We start from the raw sequence: 22,382 nt of genomic DNA on the forward strand, positions 1-22,382 counted from the left end.
CACCCTAAAAGCTCCGCATAAACTTAAGCTTCATGCCCGCCTGCGCGTCATGCACCACTTTAAACGCATCACGCAGTTGATGGCGCACTAGTGATGACAAGTTTTGGGGCATCAAATAGTTACTCAGCACCTGATTGTGGGTAAATTGATAACCTTGATTTGATAAGCGGATATGGGCAATAAACTCATGAGCATCGGCAAGGTTAAGCGCATCTTTACGATTAATGATGTTTTGCTCCATCAACAATCGGATGCGCTTGGCAGTATTAACCTCTTTGATCCCCGCCGAGAGTGCATAAACACGGGCGATATCGTTAATTAAGACGCTGCCTTTATGCTTTAAATCGATTCCTTTAACCTCTTGCCCATCACGTTCTAAGACAAATTTCTTAAAGAAGCCCAGCGGCGGTGAGACTTGCAGCGAGTTACCCGCCATCCCGGCTAAAAAAATATCATTGTCTTTGGTCGATGCAAGCACCTGCGATTGCAGGCTGTCAAATAAACTCTGTGGCCCATAAACACAGCGCATATCAAAAAAGATACTGGCATGCATTAACGCCTTAGGCTCTGGGCTATCGACCCAATGACGAAACTTATTTTGCCACTGCTTTAAGGTCATTTGCCATTGAGGGTTTTGCGCCATGATGTCACCAGGGCAATAGATATAACCACAGCTATCTAGGCCGGCACATACCGCTTTGGTGAGTGCATCAAAATACCCCTTGGCCTGTTCATCCATATCATGGGCTAACAATAAACCGTTATCTTGATCTGAACACGCCACCTGATCTTGCCGCCCCTGAGAGCCAAAGGCCAACCAGCAAAAAGGCATAGGCGCTTGGCCCAAGATCTGCTGATTAAGTAAGATCAGTCGCCGAGTAAGGGCATCGGTTACCGACGTGAGTACGCGACCAATCTCTTCGGCTCTGGCATCGGCGCTGATGAGGTTTTGCAACAACAGCGGGATCTGTTTACTGACAGCGATGAGACTATCCAAACTGTTTTGTCGCTCAATTTCACCAATCAACAATAAAGGCTGCGAGCTTTGTCCGCGTAAAATATCTGTGCTACTGACCACGCCCACGGGTAACTCGTTATCCACTATCGGTAAATGATGAATATTATGCTGACTCATCAGTAACATCGCCTCAAACACTAAGGCACTTGAGGATAAGGTTATGGGATGGCTGGTCATGGCTTGATGCACAGGCAATTGGCCATCATGCCCCAGCGCTAAAACCCGATTACGTAAATCTCTGTCGGTTAAAATACCGGCCAGTTTATGATTGTCGATAACTAACAAGGACGACACCCGCGAATCGCGCATTAAGCAGGCCGCTTGGGTCACGCTGGCGTTGATATCGAGTGTCAGTGGCTGTTTAGACATCAAACTACTCACCCGACTGGTGGAGCCTAATTCTTTAGCCTTGAAACGGCTTTGGTGACGTAAACGTTTAGCAAAGGCGCGATTAAAAAAGCGATCAAATTCACGGCTTTCACTGCGTAGTTGATTAAAAGTATCGGGGTCGAGATGATAGACTAGACCATCTTCAAGAATTTGAATTTTATTGCTTATTTTCTCGCCAGACAGTAAAGAGGGAAAACCAAAAAAGTCGCCATCACCTAACCTATCAATTAAGTCACCGTCATCACCGTGCACCTCAAATGCGCCACTGCGGACGATATACAACTGCGGATGGCTTTCATCTAACGGCACATAGGTTGAGGCTTTACTGTAGTAGCCTATGGTCAACGTACGACAACAGCGCGCTAAAGTGCTGGCAGACAAAGTGTCAAATGGCGGAAGCTGGCGCAAAAAATCGGTGATGGGTTGTAACTCACTGGCATCCATAATCGACCTCATCAAGTAATGTGAGGATCGATTGATCCTCTAACGCGTTATCATAATAAAATGAAGCAGTGAGCGAATGATAGATGTAAGGCACACCGGCTTATTATCATGACTGGATGGATATAAATACAGTATGTGCTTGACTCGCTCAACATAAAACCACCGCTAAATATCACTATAACCTTGAGTCATCACATCTTGCTATACGACTTATGGCCAGCCAAATCGATACATTTATCCATGTTTATTCCCAATGACACCGTAGCTAATCGATTAATGCCTCCACACATCATGCTACGCAACCAGAGTCATAAAAAAGGAGCGCTCAGCGCTCCTTCTTAACTTAAGATCATGATTGATTAATGATCATGCGCCTCGCCAGACCCTTTAGGGAAGCGAATCGACTCAACCATATCCACCACATCTTGGGGTACGGCTGTCGTCACTCTGCTGACAATAAAGGCCACGGTAAAGTTTACTATCATACCAAGCATACCAATCCCTTCTGGCGAAATACCCAATAACCAATGCTCAGGATTATTATCTGCAGGATTGATAAACTTAAAGTTAATAATATACGCAGCACTAAACAGCAAACCGGTTACCATACCTGCGACCGCACCTTCTTTGTTCATGGTGCGAGAGAAGATCCCCATGATGATCGCAGGGAACAAGGATGATGCTGCTAAACCAAAGGCTATCGCGACCACCGCAGCCACGAAACCGGGTGGATTAATACCAAAGTAGCCAGCCATAACGATGCCTAAACCAGCCGCTACACGGGCATACATAAGTTCTTTTTTATCAGAGATATCAGGCATCAAGTTTTTCTTCAGTAGATCATGTGAAACCGACGTTGAAATCACCAATAGCAAACCAGCTGTTGTCGACAGCGCTGCAGCCATGCCTCCCGCAGCCACCAATGCAATAACCCAAGCAGGCAAATTAGCAATTTCAGGCGTTGCGAGTACCATGATATCGCGGTCAATCGTCATTTCATTGGCCTCACCATTGGCATAATAAAGCTTTCCATCGGCATTTTTATCATCCCAACTAATCAAACCGGTTTTTTCCCAATTTTTAATCCAGTCAGGCGCAGTTTCATAAGCAACACCGCTAGCATCTGGACCATTAATGGTCTCAATCATATTTACACGAGAGAACGCTGACAAAGCAGGCACCGTGGTATACATAATGGCGATGAACACCAATGCCCAACCAGCCGACACTCGAGCATCTTTCACCTTTGGTACCGTGAAGAAGCGAACAATCACGTGTGGTAAACCTGCCGTCCCAAACATCAAGGCTCCAGTGATAAAGAACACATCAATCATGCTCTTAGAGCCCTCTGTATACTGGGAGAAACCCAGTTCCGCCGAGAGGCCATCGAGTTTCTCAAGCAAAAAGACCCCAGTCCCATTGCCCGCGGCATCAATCAGTTCGGCCCCAAAGCCAATTTGCGGCAAAATATGTCCCGTCATCATGATAGAGATAAAGATAGCTGGCACCATAAAAGCGAAAATCAATACGCAATACTGTGCAACCTGGGTGTAAGTGATCCCCTTCATGCCACCGAGCACGGCATAAAAGAACACCACGCCCATACCGATATACACTCCAGTTTCAATCTCAACCTCGAGGAAACGTGAGAACACTACTCCTACACCACGCATTTGTCCTGCGATATAAGTAAAACAGATAAAGATGGCACAGATAACCGCCACCGTGCGCGCTGTCTGAGAATAATAACGGTCGCCAATAAAGTCAGGTACGGTAAACTTACCAAACTTACGCAGATAAGGTGCCATACATAGCGCCAGTAATACGTAGCCACCGGTCCAGCCCATCAGGTAGACAGAGCCGTCATAACCAACAAAAGAGACGATACCAGCAAGCGAAATAAATGACGCTGCAGACATCCAGTCAGCCGCTGTTGCCATACCGTTCATAATAGGATGGACACCACCGCCAGCGACATAAAATTCTTTAGTCGAACCAGCACGAGACCAAATCGCAATACCAATGTAAAGCGCGAAGGTTGCGCCAACAATCAGATAAGTTAATGTTTGTATATCCATATTCGTTACTCCTTAATCTTCATGAACACCGTATTTTTTATCTAGCGTGTTGGCTTTCGCCACGTAGACAAAAATAAGCGCAACGAATACATAGATAGCCCCTTGCTGAGCAAACCAGAAGCCCAACTTAAAGCCCATAAAATGGATTTCATTAAGTACATCGACCAGTAAAATGCCACAGCCAAATGAAACAGCAGCCCATATTGCCAGCAGTCCAAGTACCAAGCGTAAATTCTCACGCCAGTATCCTTCTGCCTTTTCGTTATTTTCAAAAGCCATTACGACTCCCCTGTGCTAATTATGATTAAATCAAAATTTAATCTAGCAAGCATCTGCGCAACAACAATCACGACCTTAGTCTAACGCCAGCGTAAACCTTTTAGCGGGCTCTAAATTAACAATTTAAAAACAATTAGATACAGGTTTACGTAAGCGTAATGCAAGCAAAATATGAAACGGCAACATTAGACTAATGTCGAACAGAAATGTGACTAATTCGTTAATTACTAGCGCGCCGGGTGACTTGAGAAATGGTTACACTTGTATGGATAAAATGAAGCAGTAAACTCTGACCTTGGCAAAACGGGCAATGTTGGCTAACAATAACTTGGTGAGTACACCAAGTTATTGTTAAATTGAAGGGCTAACAAAAGTTAAGCGTATTAAATAGATCCTGATGGCAATATTGATAACCCAGCTGCTGACAAATGAGCGAGCCGTCGACCACTTTATCCTCGGCCTTATCTCCCGATGAGGCAAACTCTGGCTCAGCTAAACCGAGCATTGCCGCCGCGCGCTGATAGAATGCAACCTTATTAGGATGATCGGGGGAGCAGATATTATAAGCTGGCGCCAGTGGGCCTTGATGGGTAAGTAAGGCCATCACGCCGCCGACACAATCATCAAGGTGAGTCATGTTGACCGATAACATTGCCCCAGTTAAGCCCGTTTTACCGACTAGAAAACGCCCCGGATGACGTTTAGGCCCCATCAATCCGGCAAATCGAACAACAACCGCCCCTGTAAACATGGCTTCAGCCTGCAGCAGGATCTCACTGGTATCGTTATATGCTTTGGCGTCAGCTTCATGTTGCACCTTGCCATTAGCAGGATACACGCCTGTGGTGCTAATAAAGATAATGCGCTGATAGGCATGGTCGCCCATCAGCGTCAGTAGACGTTCAAGTCGCGCAAGATAACCAGTGTCGCCACGGCGAAGCCCTGGGGGGATATTAATGACTATCGCATCGGCGTGAAGTTTAGCTAACTGCCCACCATCAACAGGCTGCTGCGCGTCAAGATCTAATGCAAACCCATCAATGCCTTGCTCTTTTAATGCTAATGCTTGAGCTGCATCCCGTTTAGATCCACGCACAGACAGACCTTTTTCCACCAACGCTTGGGCTAAGGGTAAGCCAAACCAACCACAACCGACAACGGCAACTGAATGAATCATAAAGTATCTTTATTAAAAATAATGGTAACCATAAAATACCTTAAATCCTCAAGCCAGCAAAGTCAGTTCACTTCCCGCTATCGATATGGGCCACGTTAGCGTCAGCTCGCCAGTCATTAAGGTAATAACGCAGATGTTTGGAACTGGCGATATACAACAGACTCCAAAACAAAAAGAGCGCGTCCAGACCAAAGTGCCATGTGTACAAAAAGTGATTATGTATTAAGCGTTGTAGTAACAAGCCACCATCAATCATCAATAGCAACACCAACAACCACTTCAATTGATTGAATAAAGGACGAGCCCAGCAAGGAGCGCGTTTACGCTCGGCTATCACCAATGCATACAGTATTAATGCCCCGGCACCGGCGGCTAATGCCAACAGAAAATCAGACTTTTGCGGATAGATCAACGCCACCAAGGCCGCCCTGTCACTGGCTTGGGTCAGCGAGGCGATAAACACACACCAACCTCGAGCGATAAACGCCAAGATCAGGTAAAGCATGATAGGCGGTTTAAAGTGCCCATTGTCATCAATCCAGTTGATGTGACCAAAATTCAAACGTGCATCTCCGTAATGAGCCAACCCTTAGCGGCATTGCAAGAAGTGTGATACTGGCAGTGACAGCGCTAACGCATAAGCGGTAGACAATAATAAGCTGACAGATACCCGATAATATTATCTGCCAGCCGAGTGACTTAGGTGTTTGGGCTACCCATTGAGTAAGGCTAATAACTCATCTTCACCGATCACCTTCACCCCTAACTCCTGCGCCTTAATTAGCTTTGAACCAGCGGCTTCTCCAGCTACTAAGCAGTCGGTATTTTTCGACACACTGCCTGCCACTTTGGCGCCAAGAGCCTGTAATTGCGCCTTGGCATCGTTACGATTAAGCAGATTTAAGGTGCCAGTTAACACCCAAGTTTGCCCTTTTAGTGGTTGTTCATCGGCGGCGACCTCTTCGATTGCAGGCCAAGTCACGCCCGCCTCTAGCAGTCGCTCGACCACTTCAAGGTTATGGGGCTGGGCAAAAAAGTGCACCAGATGCTGCGCCACAATCACTCCGACATCATCGACCTTCATAAAGGTCTCGGCATCAGCCTGAATCAACTTATCGAGGGTTTTAAAATAATGGGCCAAATTAGCTGCGGTGGCCTCACCTACCTCGCGGATCCCTAATGAATAGAGAAAACGGGCAAAGGTAGTTTGTTTCGCCGCTTCAATGGCTGCGACTAACTTGGTGGCTGACTTAAGCCCCATGCGATCTAGCATGGTCAATGATGATGCGCTCAGCTTAAATAGGTCCGCAGGGCTTTCGATAAGCTCTTTATCGATCATCTGCTCGACCACTTTATCGCCCATGCCATCGATGTTTAATGCCTTGCGTGAGGCAAAGTGCTTAATCGCCTCTTTACGCTGCGCTTCACAAAACAGGCCGCCACTGCAACGGGCCACAGCTTCACCTTCGATACGCTCCACATCACTGCCACACACAGGGCAAGCCATAGGAAAAACAATGTCTTGTGCATCATCGGGACGCTTATCACTTACTACAGCCACAATTTGCGGGATCACATCGCCAGCACGGCGAATAATGACACTGTCGCCAATTTTCACCCCAAGACGTGCGATCTCGTCGGCATTATGCAAGGTGGCGTTCGACACCGTCACCCCACCCACAAACACAGGTTTTAACCGCGCTACCGGGGTCACTGCGCCAGTGCGCCCGACCTGAAAGTCAACCCCTTCGAGTACCGTTAACTCCTCTTGGGCGGGGAATTTATAGGCGGTTGCCCAGCGCGGCGCTTTGGCCACAAAGCCAAGCTGCTTTTGCTGCGCGATATCGTTGACCTTAAGCACTACCCCATCAATTTCATAAGCTAAGTCGGCTCGGCGCGCCATAATATCTTGATAATAGGCAAAAATAGCAGGGATATCCTTGCACACTTTCACTTCGGCGCTTACGGGCAGCCCCCAAGCTTTAAGCTGCATTAACTGCTCATAATGATTGTCTGCCAAGGGCCAAGATTCAGGTTCGACGACTCCGAGCGCATAGGCATAAAAGGCTAATGCGCGGCTGGCGGTAATTTTACTGTCGAGTTGACGCAAGCTGCCAGCTGCAGCGTTACGCGGATTAACAAACAGCTTTTCACCCTTTTGGCGCGCCTTATTATTGACCGCTTCAAACGCGGCTTTAGGCATAAATACTTCGCCGCGTACCTCTAACAATGGCGGAAAATCATCACCACGCAGGCGCAATGGTATCGATTTAATGGTGCGCACATTTTCGGTAATGTCTTCGCCCACGGTGCCATCGCCGCGGGTGGCGGCGCGTTCATATAGCCCATTGCGATATAAAATACTGACCGCCAAACCATCGAGTTTGGGCTCACAGCAAAATGCGGGCGCCGTGATGGTTTTATCGCTCACACGTTTATAAAAAGCATTAAATTCGGTATCACTAAACACATTGTCTAGGCTAAGCATCGGCTTTAAATGTGTCACTTGGTCAAACTTTGCTAGCGCGGCACCGCCTACACGTTGGGTCGGTGAATCCATTAAGGCAAACTCAGGGTATTGCGCTTCTAAACTCTGTAAGCGGCGCATAAGGCGGTCATATTCGGCATCGGGAATAGACGGCGCGTCGTCGACATAATAACGGTAATTGTGAAGATTAAGTTCGGCGGTGAGTTGTTGAATTTCGTCTTGTATGGCTTGCATGGTTTCTCGTCCAGATTAAGCAATAGAGGCCGCATCTGCGGCCTCTATTTTCAATATATATGCTTCAATTTACGCTTGGGCACGGATGCGTTGTAGGTATGACTGCTTAGTTTGCTCACTCCATAAGCTGCGGCCACCGTCGAGTACCTTGCCGCCTAAATCATCGGCCAATTGGTGCGCCGAATTCAGCATAATTGAAAAGTTCATCAGTGGGTCGCCATAACAAGGTAGTGTCATAAATAACACGATACCTTGAGTGGTAAACTGCTCCATTTCATCGGGGTTAAACACACCAGGCTTAACCATATTAGCCAACGAAAATAATACCTTACCTGTTCCAGCGTTATCCTCATGGCGATGGAAAATATCCATGTCGCCAAATTTAAAGTTGAGGGTTAATAAGCTCGGCAGTAACTCGGCACCCTGTAACGTTTCGCCTTCGTTGGCCACAACATGCAGTACCAGCACATCTTGTGGTTCGCCCAGTGGCTCATCCTTAATCTCAGCTTGCGCCGATGACGCTGCTAGCGGTTCTGTAGGCTCGGCAACTTGCGGTGTTTCATCGAGCGGTTGAACATCATCAAAAAATGAACTTTGAGCCGGTGTTTGCCCTAAACCTAACTCCATTTGTTCTACTGTCTCTGGACTGTGTTGCTCGTTGCTACCGATACTTGGTTCAATTTTGTGGCCTACATCTTTATGGCCTGCATCGCGTCCAGCCGTGACGGGTTCTTGGCGAGGGCGAGTCACTTTGGCGTGGGGCTCGTCAGACAAGGTAAAGTCAGCTTCACTGTCACGACTTGAGGTCTCCGTTGGCGCATCAACACTGTGAACACCCGGGTTTATCGCCGCAGCATCACCCATAGCACGCGCAGGTACTTCTTCAGGGCTCAGTTTTCGTACACGCACGGCGCCAATACCGTCGGCGTCAAAGCCTTCGCGATCACGATTTTTATCTGTGTACATTTCCGCCATGGATCCAGACTTTAATGACTTAGGCTGCTGCCGTCTAATGGACCAAAAACCATGCACAAGTACCGCGATAATGGCTATCGCTCCTAACACGGACAATACCAGTTGCAAATTTTCCATTGATTACCCTGTTTTCCCAAAATTATCCTGCGTCGGCTAACGCCACCGCTTCATCAATATCGACGGCAACTATGCGTGATACCCCTAGTTCATGCATAGTGACACCTATTAATTGATCCGCCAATTCCATGGTGATCTTATTGTGACTAATATAAACAAATTGTACGCTTTGAGACATCTCTTTAACTAAACGACAGAATCTGTCGACATTAGCGTCATCGAGTGGCGCATCGACCTCATCCAACATACAAAAAGGCGCCGGATTGAGCCTAAAAATTGCAAATACCAATGATAAAGCGGTTAGCGCTTTTTCTCCACCAGAAAGCAGGTGAATTGTACTATTCTTTTTGCCTGGTGGACGCGCCATAATGGTCACTCCGGTTTCAAGCAAATCGTCATCGGTCAATGCTAGCTGCGCACTGCCACCACCAAACACCTTAGGAAACAATAACCCTAAATCTTGATTAACCTTATCAAATGTCTCTTTAAAGCGGGTTTTGGTTTCTTTATCAATCTTGCGGATCGCTTCTTCTAAACTGTTAAGCGCCTTATTTAAGTCGGCATCTTGGCTGTCTAAATAGTGTTTACGCTCACTTTGTTGCTCATACTCTTCAATTGCAGCCAAATTGATGGCGCCTAACTGAGTAATACGGACTCGAACCTGCTCTAAGGCTTTTTGACGCTGTCCGACAGTGGTTGCTGCATCGAGTGTGGCTTTAACCGCCTCGAGATTAATCTCATGTTCTGTCAGCAAGGCCCGTTGGCTATCGGCCTGTCCCTTTATGCCTTCGCGTCGTAACTTTAGCGTGCTGATAGCCTGAGTCAAGTGTTCGATATTACCAAATAGTTGTTTTTGCTTAGTTACTATCTCATCGATCTGAGTTTGTAATTGCGCTTGCTGCGCACGTAATGCCGTCAATGCTTGCTGCTTAGCTTGTTGTATTTCCAGCTCTGCGTTCAGTTGCTGCTGCATCTGCTGCGCGCTGTGATCGCTTATTGCTTGGTCGCTCCCCCCAAGTTGCTGGCTTAGGGCGGCCGATGCAGCTGACAGTTCACCGATCTGTTGTTGCAGCTGTTGTATTTGTTGTTGATTGAGCGCTAGATCAGTTTGCAATGTTTGCAGCGCGGTTTGGCTCTGACTGCACTGGCGAGCGCAGTCGGCGCGCTGCTGCTTTAATCGTTTAAGTTGGGCGCTACTTTCTTGCTGCGCCCGAGCACGCAGTTCGCTTTGCTTAATCAGGTCGCTAGCACGGGACTCATCGAAGCTTAAGCGCTCACTTAAGCCTAGGCAGCGCTGCTCATCGGCCGCTAAAGTCAGTTCTAGTTCACTGAGCTGCATCTCAAGCTGACTATGCTGCTCACGGGCATGGGCTATGCGCTGCTCAGCAGCATCAATTTGGCTATGTAATCGCTCAAGACTCAATTGCATTTGCTGCATTTGAACCGCGCCATCCTTGCAACGAGTGCGGCAGGTTAGCAGTTCGCTAGCACACAGCTGCGACTGCTGGCGAAAGGTGTTTAAGGTCGCTTCGCTGCTTGAAATACTGGCCGTTAATGCCTCTTTTTCCATTTTAAGCTGAATTAAAGCACTGCCCTGTTCGCTTTTTTGCAATATAAACCCATGACCGATTAGGTAGCCATCGGCTGTCACGATACGTTCATGTTGCTCGATACTGGGCAGCAAGGCTTGTGCGCTACTTAAATCGTTCGCCCAGCGCAAGTGCGCCAACCAAGGGGTCAAGTTAACGGCGGCGCTAACACCCACCCAGTCATGGGATTCAGTGGTGACAAACCCATGACCAGATGCGGCGTCCACTTTTTGGGTCAGCACCCCTTCGAGCGCCAAGTCGATGGCCACTTCCCATCCGGGAGTCACGTTAAGGGTTTGCCATAGGGCACTGCCATCATGGGTATCTTCACTGGGCAGTAAACGATTGACGACATTGAAACGACCTCGCTCCTCGGCTAAGGACTCTGAGAGCGCATCTATCTGCTGCGTGAGACGTTTATCTTGTTGTTCTAGCTCATTTAATTGGCTATTTAACTGCTGATTACTCTGGTTAAGCCGTTTAGATTGCGCTTGTAAATCATCGCGCTGAGCTTGTAATTGCTGCAGCTGGATCTTGGCGTTATCTTGATTGAGTTTGGCAAGCTGAGTGACTAAAGCCGCTTTTTGAGTTCTCTTTTGTGCCAAGTTACTTTGACTGTGGCTCAGTTCCGTTTGCGCCACTTTATAGGCTAACTGGTGCTGATTTTGCGCTTGTGTGGCGAGCACTTGTGCCTCGCTATCTTGCTCAAATGCTTGTTCGGCTTCGACGAGCTGCTCATCAAACACCTCAAGTTGCATCGACAACTGTTGGTATGCATCGATTGCTGCTTGGTGATGTTGGCTTAGTTGCTCGCGGCGATCATCTAACTCACTCAACTGACCCTGAGTTTGCATCAGCTTAGCTTGGGTATCTTCAACCCGTTGATGCAAGTGGGCATCTTGCTGCTGACGATGTTTTAGAGATTGTTCGAGTTTGGCGATATGGGTGCCGGTTAGATAAAAATCTTCTACCTGACGATGCTCTTGTTGATCGAGTTCATCGAGTTGCACCTTAAGCTGAGTATGCTCACTTTGCAGGGCCTCTTTCGCGGCGTCGAGCTCACTTTTTTTCAGCTCTTGACTAACAATGTCACTGCTGAGCTTATCAAACTGGGCTTGCAACTCAACAAAACGACAGACGCTCAGCTCTGCATCTTGGGTACGCTCGGTCTGTTTTAGGGCACGATATTGTTTAGCCGCTTGGGCTTGCTCGGCCAATTTATCAATTTGACGACCTAGCTCTTGGCGAATATCACCTAAGCGCTCTAGGTTTTCACGGGTATGGCGTATGCGATTTTCGGTTTCACGACGGCGCTCTTTGTAACGCGAGATCCCCGCCGCCTCTTCAATAAACACTCTAAGCTCTTGCGGCTTAGATTCGATAAGCCGCGAGATAGTCCCCTGCTCAATAATGGCGTAGCTGCGCGGCCCAAGCCCGGTGCCCATAAACAGGTCGGTAATGTCTTTACGACGACACTTTTGCCCGTTGAGAAAATACGCCGAATCACCATCACGGCTAACTTGGCGTTTAACCGCGACCTCTTGATAACTGGCGTACTGCCCAGCTAAGCGCCCCTGTTGATTGTCAAACAGTAACTCAACGCTGGCGACGGAAACGGGCCTACGGGCCGAGGAGCCATTAAAAATAACATCGGACATCGAGTCGCCGCGCAGATGTTTGGCCGAGCTCTCACCTAACACCCAACGCACCGCGTCAATGACATTGGATTTACCGCAGCCGTTGGGGCCGATAATAGCACTTAGCGGTTGGTTAAAAGGGATTTTAGTAACATCGACAAACGACTTAAATCCAGCAAGTTTTATCTGTTTGAGTCTCATTGAGCCAGCGGGTCGTCTTTATTGATGGAGCCTGAAAAACTCCGGCGAATATTGGCTGCCACTTTAGCAAAGCACGGCGCATTTTGTAACGTTTTTTATCGCTTAGCGGCTCATTTCGCTCTTGTTTTTCGCGCTTTGCTGACACACAATCGTGGCTAATTCAGTTAACGGTGGTATTTAGCACAATGAATCAACAAACCCGCTCAACGCCCAAGAGTGGCGTCAACTATTTTATCGATGGTTTTCGGCTCATAAAGCAGCCTGGATTAAGACGTTTTGTCTTTATCCCGCTGACCATCAACTTGCTATTATTTTCGGCGGTGATCTATGTTGCCATTGGGCAACTGGAGCAGATGTTTACTTGGGTCACCAGCCAATTACCCGACTATTTAACGTGGCTTAACTTCTTACTCTGGCCACTGGCGGTACTCACCCTACTGGTGGTGCTCTCTTTTGTGTTTAGTTCGGTGATGAACTGGCTCGCCGCCCCTTTTAATGGGTTATTGGCCGAAAAAGTCGAGCAGTACTTAACGGGTAAAGACCTGAATACCGGCACCACGGTTGATCTCATCAAAGACTTGCCCCGCATCATGGGCCGAGAATGGATTAAGTTGAAATATTATTTACCGCGGGCATTGGTGTTTTTAATTTTGTTTTGGGTGCCATTTATTGGCCAAACCGCCGCCCCCATTCTGTGGTTTATGTTTAGTGCGTGGATGATGGCGATTCAATATTGTGATTATCCGTTTGATAACCACAAGGTGCCGTTTGAGGATATGAAATTTGCCCTCAATCAAACTAAGGGCAGCAGTTTCAGCTTTGGGGCATCGGTCACCTTGTTTTCAATGATCCCCATTGTTAACTTTATCGTGATGCCAGTGGCCATCTGCGGCGCGACCTCTATGTGGGTCGACAAATATCGGGCTGCCTATAAAAATAACCTTATCGCCCCCGAGTAACCGCCCGCCTTTTACCTGACGCATAAAGGGCGCTGCTACAACGCGGCGCCCTTTGCCATTAAGCCCTATACCATAGATTAAAGCTGATTTAGCGATTAAGTAGACTCAGCCACAGCACTAACCATGGTAGTCTCGGTGGGATTTAGCCTTTTTTTAGATAGATCGATCACCACAGTTGCCGATATTTTATCTTGGATCGCCTGGCGATTGGCATCCCAAAAAATTTGTATAAACCCTAACAGCCCTGTGGCAAATCCCGCGCCATAACCGCCATATCGCCCAAAGGCATCCCAGAGTGAAATGCCAGTGCCATCGAGCTGGATCACCCGAATATTGAGCAACTTTTTGCCCAAGGTTTGGCCATCGAACCAGGCAGTGAACACAGTGAAATAAAACGCGGCCCAGCCAAAACCTAAACCTAAATCGTTAAGCAGCCCCTTAGCCCACGCCAGCAGACTGTAAGGCGCGCGGTCAGTGCTATCGGACTCGCTACGGTTGGTGTCAGTAGGCAAAGCGATGCTGCCGGTATCATCTATAATGGGCTCGCCTTTATCGCCACTGCTCTGCGTAAAGCTAGGTTCTGGTGTGGCTGATATTGATGATGTTGTTGCCTCGGCAGCACCTTTAACAATGGCAGGTGTAGCGCTATCACTGGCAATCTCAATATTCGAGGCAAACATCTCTGTGACCATATGGGATAAATCAGCCTTGTCCGCTGGCGGCAACTCTAGCTCAGAGAGGATATCCAATAACATCTGCTGCTTGTCGGCCTCGCTAAGGCTTGTCGTGGCGAGCTTACTACTCAATTGAGCTAACTGCTTATCGGCACAAAGTCGGCTTTCACACAGGGTTAAGCTTAAGATGTCGGGCAATAATTTAAGTGATGCCAGCCCAACCTTGTCAGTACTCACATCTGTGCTATCTTGCTGCTGGACATCGCTATTTGCATCTTGTTTAAATTCAATCAGGTTATCACTGGTCACCCAAATGGTCATCAGCAGCATGGCGGCATATAACAGCCATTTCAGGGCGCGCCCTAGCTGATGGCTTTTGCGCTCGATCAATAAGGTTAATCCCACCAGCAAGATAAATACTGCCCCGGCCTGTTCGGCTAATACTGTGATTAATAGTCCATCAATAATCATTGCCAATCCCCGTTTTAATGGAGATGCCAAAGGCGTATACAGCACACTAGGGGCAATAGTAAATGCCAGCGGCGTGACAATGGTTTTTGGATCTTTGTCTCGATTTTTAAGGGCTCTATCAGGGTTCACACATCCGCTCCATGGGATAAATTAAGTTATCTATAGTGAACAAAAAATAGCTAAGATCAATGATTAATGGCTTTCCTTCCATTACCCAATGAAAACGAGCCATGAGGCGTCATCATTCCACCTCTGATATTGCTAGCGACTAATGGGCTGCGTTACACTGGGGTAATTAATGATAAATATGACTCTATTAATAACTAAAAAGAATAAAGAAGACGAAACTATCATTTCTAAACTGGCAAAAGAACACTATGATTTAACGGTATAAATAAAGGAGCAAGCAACCCATGAGTCACATTTTCGAAGATAATTCACATACTATTGGCCATACCCCTCTTGTTCGTCTCAATCGTGTCAGCAAGGGCTATGTCCTCGCAAAAATAGAAGCACGTAACCCTAGTTTCAGTGTTAAATGTCGCATCGGCGCAAACATGATTTGGGATGCAGAAAAAAAAGGCTTACTGACTTCGGATATCGAGCTGGTAGAACCCACCTCAGGTAACACTGGGATTGCATTAGCCTACGTTGCAGCTGCTCGCGGCTACAAATTAACATTGACCATGCCCAATACTATGAGTCTTGAGCGTCGTAAATTATTAAAAGCCTTGGGTGCCAACCTGGTATTAACCGAAGGCGCTAAAGGAATGAAAGGCGCTATCGACAAAGCCGAAGAAATTCGTCAATCAGCACCTGAAAAATACCTTATTTTAGGCCAGTTCGATAACCCAGCTAACCCAGAGATCCATGAGAAAACCACTGGACCTGAGATCTGGAACGACACCGACGGTGAAGTCGATGTTGTCGTGGCCGGTGTTGGCACCGGTGGGACCATCACAGGTATCAGCCGGTACATCAAAAATGTACAAGGTAAAGCGATCACGTCAGTGGCGGTTGAGCCAGTCGACTCACCCGTTATTGCCCAAACCTTAGCAGGCCAAACCATTCAACCTGGGCCACACAAAATTCAGGGTATTGGCGCGGGCTTCATTCCCGGTAACCTAGATTTAGAAGTGGTTGACCGCGTAGAAGCTGTCAGCAATGAAGATGCGATTGAAATGGCGCAGCGACTCATGAAAGAAGAAGGCATCTTAGTGGGAATTTCATCGGGTGCCGCCGTAGTTGCCGCTAATCGCATTGCGGCGCTGCCTGAATTTGAAGGCAAAAACATCGTGGTGATTTTACCTTCAGCAGCCGAGCGATACTTATCTTCAGTCTTGTTCCAAGGTCAATTTGGTGACGCTGAAAACGTGCAGTGATCTGTTTAATGTGTGTAAAACATTGATTAACAAGTTACTTATTTAATTGCTTTTGATTAAACCAGTCCATTCGGACTGGTTTTTTATTAGGTATGCTCATAAGGTTAAGCATTACTTAATCAACAATTAAAATAAATCAACTATTCTTATGCCACTCATCTTCCTACAATGACGTTACTGACAAAACGGACACTATTTTTGCTCGTGAATACCATGATAGTTAGCGCATGAAGAGTAGTCAGATAACTAAATGCTCAAGCAATTTGCTCAAGCTATTTACTCAACAAGTAAGGGGGATAAGATGAGACAAAAAATTCATTCTGTGTATCACGGTGCATCCCGCTTACCCAGCCCTTTGGGTGGCTTAGCCCTCGCTATCGCCAGCCTAGGTTGGGCTTGGGATACCTTGTTACCTCAGCTTAATGGCACAGGACAAACCGTGGGCGCGGCGATAGCCAGCGTGCTCTTACTGGCGCTTGTGGCTAAATTTTTGCTTCACCCTCAAATATTGAAAGAGGAATTAGCACACCCCGTTATCGGCAGTGTGTTACCCACTTTCGCCATGGCTTTGATGGTGGTATCTAACAGTGTTAGCCAGTTTAAGCTTCAACTTGGTCAAGGACTGTGGCTAACGGCTATCGTATTACACTTAGTCTTTTTATGCGTGTTTCTCTATCATCGCGCACGTGAATTTCAGCTCAATCACATGGTGCCGAGCTGGTTTGTCCCCCCTATTGGCATCATTGTGGCGGCAGTAAGCTACAGTGGCACTGACTACCAATGGCTTGCCCAAGCACTGCTTAAATTTGGGATTGGTTGTTACTTATTTTTATTGCCCGTGATGTTATACCGACTGATTTTTTGTGGTGAAATTGACGATGCGGCTAAGCCAACGATGGCGATCATGGCAGCCCCTGCCAGCTTGTCTTTGGCGGGTTACCTTAGCATCACTGAGCATCCGTCAACCATATTAGTGGCATTATTACTAGGTATCGCATTATTAATGACCAGCCTAGTGTACATGGCGCTGGTGAAACTCCTCACCCTGCCATTTTCACCAGGTTATGCGGCATTTACCTTTCCACTTGTGATTGGTGCTACCGCATTATTTAAAGTGTATCACTGGATTATTAATGAATTTGGTCAAACTGAATTAGCCATGGGCATAAAAACAACAGCCATTGTTGAATTAATGATTGCTAGCATCGTCGTCAGCTATGTTATTTATCGCTATGTACGTTTTTACAGCATGCAGGCGGTTAAGTAATGACCGTCTGCTACGACAATTAAACGGTCTAACCATAATATAAAAAGTGTTAAAATGGCTTACTAGAGATGAGCCTTACCCATAATTCAATATAATAAATCTTGCATCAATATATTGAAAACCATGACTTAGTAACACAATGTCATTAAATTGTTACCCGCAGAACTCATCTAAAGAACAGTTAATATTAAGGTGTTAGCTATGAAAGCATTTAATTCAAAAAAAATTATATGTAAAACAACTTTTTTACCGCAACAACTGCAACAAAATCACAACCAAAATCTATATAAAACAGCATGGTAAAGATGCCCGTCAGAGCAGTAGCAAAGTAATCTATATCAGCAAAGCTCACAAAAAATATTATTATATGACATTAATCAGACAATAAAAGCTGAAATGTTTATATTAAAAAAACCAATAGTTAATGAACTGAGCTCAATACGTTAACAACACTCTCTTCGATTGCTGTAACCCGTATGTTGCAGTTGTTATTTGGCTATGATTATATCCCCATAAGTAGAAGCGATTTATATAAGAAAACTATTAAAAACCTTTTACTTAACAAAAAATCAAATCAATAACAATATTCTCAGGGAGAATCAAAATGCAGCCTAATTCTATATTGGCTAAAGCTGTGCGTTTTGCATTAATAAGTGGTGCCACTGCCGCCGCACTTGGAACATCTGTAGCCTATGCGGCCAATGAAGATAGTAGCGTTGAACGAATCGAAGTAACAGGTTCACGCATTAAGCGTACCGATATGGAAACCGCCACACCGGTTACGGTAATGAGTGCCGACGAAATGGCCAAACAGGGTTTCACTAATATTCAAGATGCGTTAGAAAGCCTAACATCAACAACTGGTGCGATGACCACACAATCTGTGCATGGTTTTACCCCTGCAGCGTCATCAATCAGTTTACGTGGTGCTGGCGCAAACCGGACCTTAACGCTTATCAATGGTAAACGCCTGAACCAATACCCGAAACCTGCAGGCGGTACTGATAACTTCGTTGACACGGCTAACCTGCCGATGGAAGCGGTACAACGTATCGAAATTTTACAATCGGGTGGTTCGGCTATTTACGGTGCCGATGCCGTCGGTGGCGTCATTAACATCATCTTGAAGAAAGACTTTGAAGGCGTTGCCATCAAGTATCGCCACGGCGATACCAGTAACGGTGGTGGCGGCAGTGACCGTATTGCCTTGTCGTTAGGAGCCTCTTCTGATCGCGGTAACGTATCAAGCTTTATTGAATTTACCGATAACCAGCAGCTTAAAGCAACCGACCGTGATAATTTTGGCCTGCACACGGATAAGGTCCCTTACAGTCCCTATTCGGCATACAGTTCGTACGGCGCACGCATTGCCGCTATCGCTCGTGACGATAAGACGGTTCCAACAGGACAACGGGTACTAACGGCACAAGAGTGCACTGACGCCGGCTTTACTATGGCTGGAAGCCTATGTGGCTTTGACCGTTCACAATGGCGCGATCTACAACCAGAAAGCACGCGCTTTATCAGCTCGACTAATTTTAACTATGAGATAGCCGATGATATCTCTTTTGTTGGCCGTCTCGATTTTGCTGAAGCCAAATCGGTAACCAATATCGAACCTATGGCCATTGGTGATGAATATGGCATCACAGTCGATGGTAATAGCCTCACTGTCACAGGCGCTGGCCAAAGTAAAACATTTGCCGACAAAACATTAGCCCTTGGCGGCGACTTTGCCAATGCAGAAAACGGCGAATACTTTTACGCCCGCCGCCTGACTGAATTTGGTAGCCGCGGCGGTGAAACCAAGACACGTAACTACTTCTTTACTACTGGTCTTGAGGGCATGTTAGCCGACGAATATAACTGGGATGCATCGATAAACTACGGCCGCACTAATGTCGACGTGCTTGGCCAAGGTTTAGCGACTGAGCTTGGCATGTATAACTATCTGACTGCTGGAGATAACGGTAATTCATTATTTAAAAAAATGAGTGGTAGCGATGTGGCTAACGCATCTTATACGCCATTTGAAACAGCCCAGTCGACCCAGAAAAACATTCAAGCCAATATCTCAGGCATGGCGTTTGAAATGCCTGCTGGTGATGCAATGTTTGCCTTTGGTGCTGAGTACTCAGAGCAAGATTATCAAAGCGATGCCGACTCTGAGTCGAAAAAAGGCAATGTGTTAAACAAAGGTGGCTCATCAGGTGCGGGCGAGCGCTCATACTGGGCAACCTACGCCGAGCTTAGCTTACCTGTATCTGATGTGGTCACCATCAACGCGGCGCTGCGTTACGATGATTACGATGATTTTGGCAGTAACTTGTCACCACAGATCGCCGTTGAATATCGTCCACTACGCGAACTCTTAGTGCGTGGTTCGGTCTCTAGTGTGTTCCGCGCTCCCGATATGCACCGTGTTTATGGCGATCCTACCGAGGCTTTCTCATCGGTTATCGACTTCAAGCAGTGTCAAGCGATGGGCGGCACCCCTGGCCAAGCGTATGACAATGACCCAGCACTGAATGAAGTGTGTAAAGAACTGCACATCGATATGACCACAGGCTCTAATAAAGATCTCGAAGCTGAAACCGGTTATACCGCTAACATTGGTGCGGTATGGGGCGGCGATACGCTTAATGCTTCTTTCGACCTATGGGAGTGGAAACTCGATGACATGGTCAGCGATATCAGCCCAAGCAAGGCGGCGCGTGAATATGAGCAATATGCAGATATGATCACCCGTGATGAAAGCGGCAAAATCACCCATATCAACGCCGTTGCCCAAAACCTCGCCTTCCAAAAAGTACGTGGTATTGATGTTACTGCGGGCTATGGCTGGGATCTTGAGCAATTTGGTGAACTAAAACTTAACTTTAACGGTAGCTATATTCTGCTGTCGGAAGGTCAGATCTCACCAACCGATCCTATCGAAGACGATATCGAAAATGGCGGCCTCCCCCAGTACCGCGCTAACCTTGTTTTAGGTTGGTTTGTTGATGATTTCGAAGCGACACTGGGTGCTTATCACACGGCGCGTATGCACGGTATGTACTACAAATCGTTTAAGCAATCAGCTATCGATAAGGGCGAAGCGTTTGAAGAAAGCGCATATGAAGTGGCGTCACAAACGAAGTGGAACCTGACTGCAGGTTACAACATTAGCGATGCGATTAAGGTGAAAGCCGGTGTTGTTAATCTATTTGATGCCGGTCCTAACTTCGATCCAACGGCCACCTCTTGGCCACATTATGACCGCTCGGTTTACAATGCACGTGGACGCGAATGGTTTGTTGAAGGTGAAGTGAAGTTCTAACATCAATATCACCTATTAAAAACGGCATCCTTGGATGCCGTTTTTTATCGCGCAAGACAAGTTTAATACGCCAGCCTCTGACTCATCATGTACACGATAAGCTAAACAAAACCTAAATAATGCGCCGCGATAACCAATAGACTCGATACGACAAACAAGCCCAACATAAAACGCCAAATAAACTTAAGCCATATACCCCAATCGACTCGGCACACACCTAATGTCGCCATTAATGACGCCGATGTGGGCACCAACACATTGGTAAATCCATCGCCCAGTTGAAAGGCCAGTACCGCCACTTGCCTGCTCACCCCCACAATATCGGCTAATGGCGCCATCAAGGGCATAGTCAAGGCCGCTTGACCCGAACCCGAGGTAACAAAGAAATTAAATACCGCTTGGAATAACAACATGAACCACGCCGATAACGCCGCGGGCAGCTGACCAATAATACTGCCCGCGCCACTAAGCAAGGTATTGAGCACACTGGGCGAGGTCGGATCGCCGCCGCCCAGTAAAATTAAGATCCCCGAGGCACAGCCCACCAAAATTGCCGGCTCTAACATGGTCGCCGCGCCCTGCTTAAAACTGCTGGCAACTCGGTTAATGGTCATGTCATTGAGCCCAAACACCACGGCAATCACCCCCACGGCGATCCCCATCGTAAAAAACTGACTGGCGATTTCAGGAATAAACCACCCATTGGCCACCACGCCCCATATCACCCACACCACAGTCACTAAGATGCTGCTGAGCACTAGGATATCGCCCCAATTAAAGCGCGAGTCTAGGCTTGCATGAGACTGATGATCACGGAAATATTGATCGCTTTGATAACTGTATGACAAACTTGGTGTGGCGCGGATCTTAGCGCCATAACGCATGGTAAAGATGATCCCCATCAGCGTAAAACCGGCCCACATCAGCCCACGAATGCCAGCACCCGACAACACCGGCACGCCGGCGATACCTTGAGCGATGGCCACACTAAACGGGTTCATCCACGAACTGGCAAAACCAATTTGGGTCGCCACATATGTCACCATAACCGTGGTGATGCCATCAAAGCCTAAACGGATCATTAACGGGCAGATAATAATCGCAAAGGCAATGGCTTCCTCCCCCATGCCAAAGACCGCGCCGCCCAGCGAGAATAGGGTAAATAATGCGGGGATAAACAGGTTTTCATTACCTTGAGTTTTGTCGATTAAGCGCAAGATACCATTGTCTATGGTACCGGTTTCCATCACGACCCCAAAAGCACCGCCAATGACTAACATAAACATGATGACGCCAATGGCCGTGCCCCACTTAGACCCCGAGGCTAAGCCTTCAAACGCGAAATTAAAAAAGCCCACCCCACCGCCGCCTTCAAACAGCGCCACGGGTTGCATCACCGCATGACCACTGTCATCGCGTTGATATTGAAATGAACTTGGATCAACCACACTGCGGCTTTTCTCAACACCATCGCTTACATAAACAATCTCTTGGGTGTCAAATGAGCCCACTGGCACTAAATAGGTCAATGCCATGGCGGCTAGGGCGACAAAGAAAATAATAACTAAGGTATCTGGCATCTGCCAGCGGGTGAGCGACGTTGCGACAACAGAGGATTCTTGAGTAGTTTGTGAGTGCATGTTACGACCATGATTCTTATTATGATGAGACAATCTGCACGCA

14 protein-coding genes are annotated in these 22,382 nt (G+C 47.1%); 4 read left to right on the plus strand and 10 right to left on the minus strand.

Features of this window, described 5'->3' with window-relative positions; translation table 11 throughout:
* Positions 1–4 precede the first annotated feature (4 nt).
* From AC5YBZ_RS10475 to AC5YBZ_RS10510, 8 genes are all read right to left on the minus strand, one after another.
* Entirely contained in the window at positions 5–1,852 is a 1,848-nt protein-coding gene (locus AC5YBZ_RS10475; protein ID WP_494542880.1) for a DUF294 nucleotidyltransferase-like domain-containing protein, read from the minus strand.
* 359 nt (positions 1,853–2,211) lie between these two features.
* Positions 2,212–3,930: a sodium:solute symporter family protein gene (locus AC5YBZ_RS10480; protein WP_494521546.1), complete on the minus strand. Its 1,719-nt coding sequence runs from the start codon at positions 3,928–3,930 to the stop codon at positions 2,212–2,214.
* Positions 3,931–3,942: 12 nt separating this feature from the next.
* Complete coding sequence (locus AC5YBZ_RS10485; protein ID WP_110456929.1) at positions 3,943–4,209, minus strand: DUF4212 domain-containing protein; 267 nt, start codon at positions 4,207–4,209, stop codon at positions 3,943–3,945.
* A gap of 364 nt (positions 4,210–4,573) precedes the next feature.
* Positions 4,574–5,386 carry a Rossmann-fold NAD(P)-binding domain-containing protein gene (locus AC5YBZ_RS10490; protein ID WP_475514206.1) on the minus strand — a complete coding sequence of 271 codons (813 nt, stop codon included), beginning with the start codon at positions 5,384–5,386 and terminating at the stop codon, positions 4,574–4,576.
* Positions 5,387–5,453: 67 nt separating this feature from the next.
* A complete protein-coding gene (locus AC5YBZ_RS10495; RefSeq protein ID WP_475514207.1) occupies positions 5,454–5,948 on the minus strand; it encodes a DUF2919 domain-containing protein in 495 nt (164 codons plus the stop codon).
* Positions 5,949–6,098: 150 nt separating this feature from the next.
* The gene (gene ligA, locus AC5YBZ_RS10500) at positions 6,099–8,108 is read right to left on the minus strand and encodes an NAD-dependent DNA ligase LigA (protein WP_475514208.1); all 2,010 of its coding nucleotides are present in this window, start codon (positions 8,106–8,108) and stop codon (positions 6,099–6,101) included.
* A gap of 69 nt (positions 8,109–8,177) precedes the next feature.
* Positions 8,178–9,200, minus strand: a complete 1,023-nt coding sequence (gene zipA / locus AC5YBZ_RS10505) for a cell division protein ZipA (protein ID WP_494542881.1) — start codon at positions 9,198–9,200, stop codon at positions 8,178–8,180.
* Between the two features lie 22 nt (positions 9,201–9,222).
* A complete protein-coding gene (locus AC5YBZ_RS10510) occupies positions 9,223–12,627 on the minus strand; it encodes a chromosome segregation protein SMC (RefSeq protein WP_494542882.1) in 3,405 nt (1,134 codons plus the stop codon).
* A 185-nt stretch (positions 12,628–12,812) separates the two neighbouring features.
* On the opposite strand from AC5YBZ_RS10510, the gene cysZ reads away from it, so the two are divergent.
* A complete protein-coding gene (cysZ, locus tag AC5YBZ_RS10515; protein WP_494521501.1) occupies positions 12,813–13,586 on the plus strand; it encodes a sulfate transporter CysZ in 774 nt (257 codons plus the stop codon).
* A 95-nt stretch (positions 13,587–13,681) separates the two neighbouring features.
* Here cysZ and AC5YBZ_RS10520 read toward each other — a convergent pair whose 3' ends face one another.
* On the minus strand, positions 13,682–14,860 hold the full coding sequence (locus tag AC5YBZ_RS10520; RefSeq protein WP_494521500.1) for an RDD family protein: 1,179 nt from the start codon (positions 14,858–14,860) through the stop codon (positions 13,682–13,684).
* Positions 14,861–15,144: 284 nt separating this feature from the next.
* On the opposite strand from AC5YBZ_RS10520, the gene cysK reads away from it, so the two are divergent.
* The 3 genes from cysK to AC5YBZ_RS10535 all read left to right on the plus strand — a co-directional run bounded on the left by cysK (position 15,145) and on the right by AC5YBZ_RS10535 (position 20,699).
* Positions 15,145–16,113: a cysteine synthase A gene (cysK, locus tag AC5YBZ_RS10525; RefSeq protein ID WP_494521499.1), complete on the plus strand. Its 969-nt coding sequence runs from the start codon at positions 15,145–15,147 to the stop codon at positions 16,111–16,113.
* Positions 16,114–16,414: 301 nt separating this feature from the next.
* Complete coding sequence (locus tag AC5YBZ_RS10530; RefSeq protein ID WP_494521498.1) at positions 16,415–17,380, plus strand: TDT family transporter; 966 nt, start codon at positions 16,415–16,417, stop codon at positions 17,378–17,380.
* 604 nt (positions 17,381–17,984) lie between these two features.
* Positions 17,985–20,699 carry a TonB-dependent receptor plug domain-containing protein gene (locus tag AC5YBZ_RS10535; protein ID WP_494521497.1) on the plus strand — a complete coding sequence of 905 codons (2,715 nt, stop codon included), beginning with the start codon at positions 17,985–17,987 and terminating at the stop codon, positions 20,697–20,699.
* A gap of 101 nt (positions 20,700–20,800) precedes the next feature.
* On the opposite strand, the gene yfcC is transcribed toward AC5YBZ_RS10535, so the two are convergent.
* Positions 20,801–22,339 carry a putative basic amino acid antiporter YfcC gene (gene yfcC / locus AC5YBZ_RS10540; RefSeq protein ID WP_494542883.1) on the minus strand — a complete coding sequence of 513 codons (1,539 nt, stop codon included), beginning with the start codon at positions 22,337–22,339 and terminating at the stop codon, positions 20,801–20,803.
* Between the last annotated feature and the right edge of the window lie 43 nt (positions 22,340–22,382).

It is taken from the genome of Shewanella sp. 553 (assembly GCF_059338375.1).

Coding starts and splice junctions, on each gene's coding strand:
- AC5YBZ_RS10475 (WP_494542880.1), bottom strand. CDS start 1,852: ATGGATGCCAGTGAGTTACAACCCATCACCGATTTTTTGCGCCAGCTT.
- AC5YBZ_RS10480 (WP_494521546.1), bottom strand. CDS start 3,930: ATGGATATACAAACATTAACTTATCTGATTGTTGGCGCAACCTTCGCG.
- AC5YBZ_RS10485 (WP_110456929.1), bottom strand. CDS start 4,209: ATGGCTTTTGAAAATAACGAAAAGGCAGAAGGATACTGGCGTGAGAAT.
- AC5YBZ_RS10490 (WP_475514206.1), bottom strand. CDS start 5,386: ATGATTCATTCAGTTGCCGTTGTCGGTTGTGGTTGGTTTGGCTTACCC.
- ligA (WP_475514208.1), bottom strand. CDS start 8,108: ATGCAAGCCATACAAGACGAAATTCAACAACTCACCGCCGAACTTAAT.
- zipA (WP_494542881.1), bottom strand. CDS start 9,200: ATGGAAAATTTGCAACTGGTATTGTCCGTGTTAGGAGCGATAGCCATT.
- AC5YBZ_RS10510 (WP_494542882.1), bottom strand. CDS start 12,627: ATGAGACTCAAACAGATAAAACTTGCTGGATTTAAGTCGTTTGTCGAT.
- cysZ (WP_494521501.1), top strand. CDS start 12,813: ATGAATCAACAAACCCGCTCAACGCCCAAGAGTGGCGTCAACTATTTT.
- cysK (WP_494521499.1), top strand. CDS start 15,145: ATGAGTCACATTTTCGAAGATAATTCACATACTATTGGCCATACCCCT.
- AC5YBZ_RS10530 (WP_494521498.1), top strand. CDS start 16,415: ATGAGACAAAAAATTCATTCTGTGTATCACGGTGCATCCCGCTTACCC.
- AC5YBZ_RS10535 (WP_494521497.1), top strand. CDS start 17,985: ATGCAGCCTAATTCTATATTGGCTAAAGCTGTGCGTTTTGCATTAATA.
- yfcC (WP_494542883.1), bottom strand. CDS start 22,339: ATGCACTCACAAACTACTCAAGAATCCTCTGTTGTCGCAACGTCGCTC.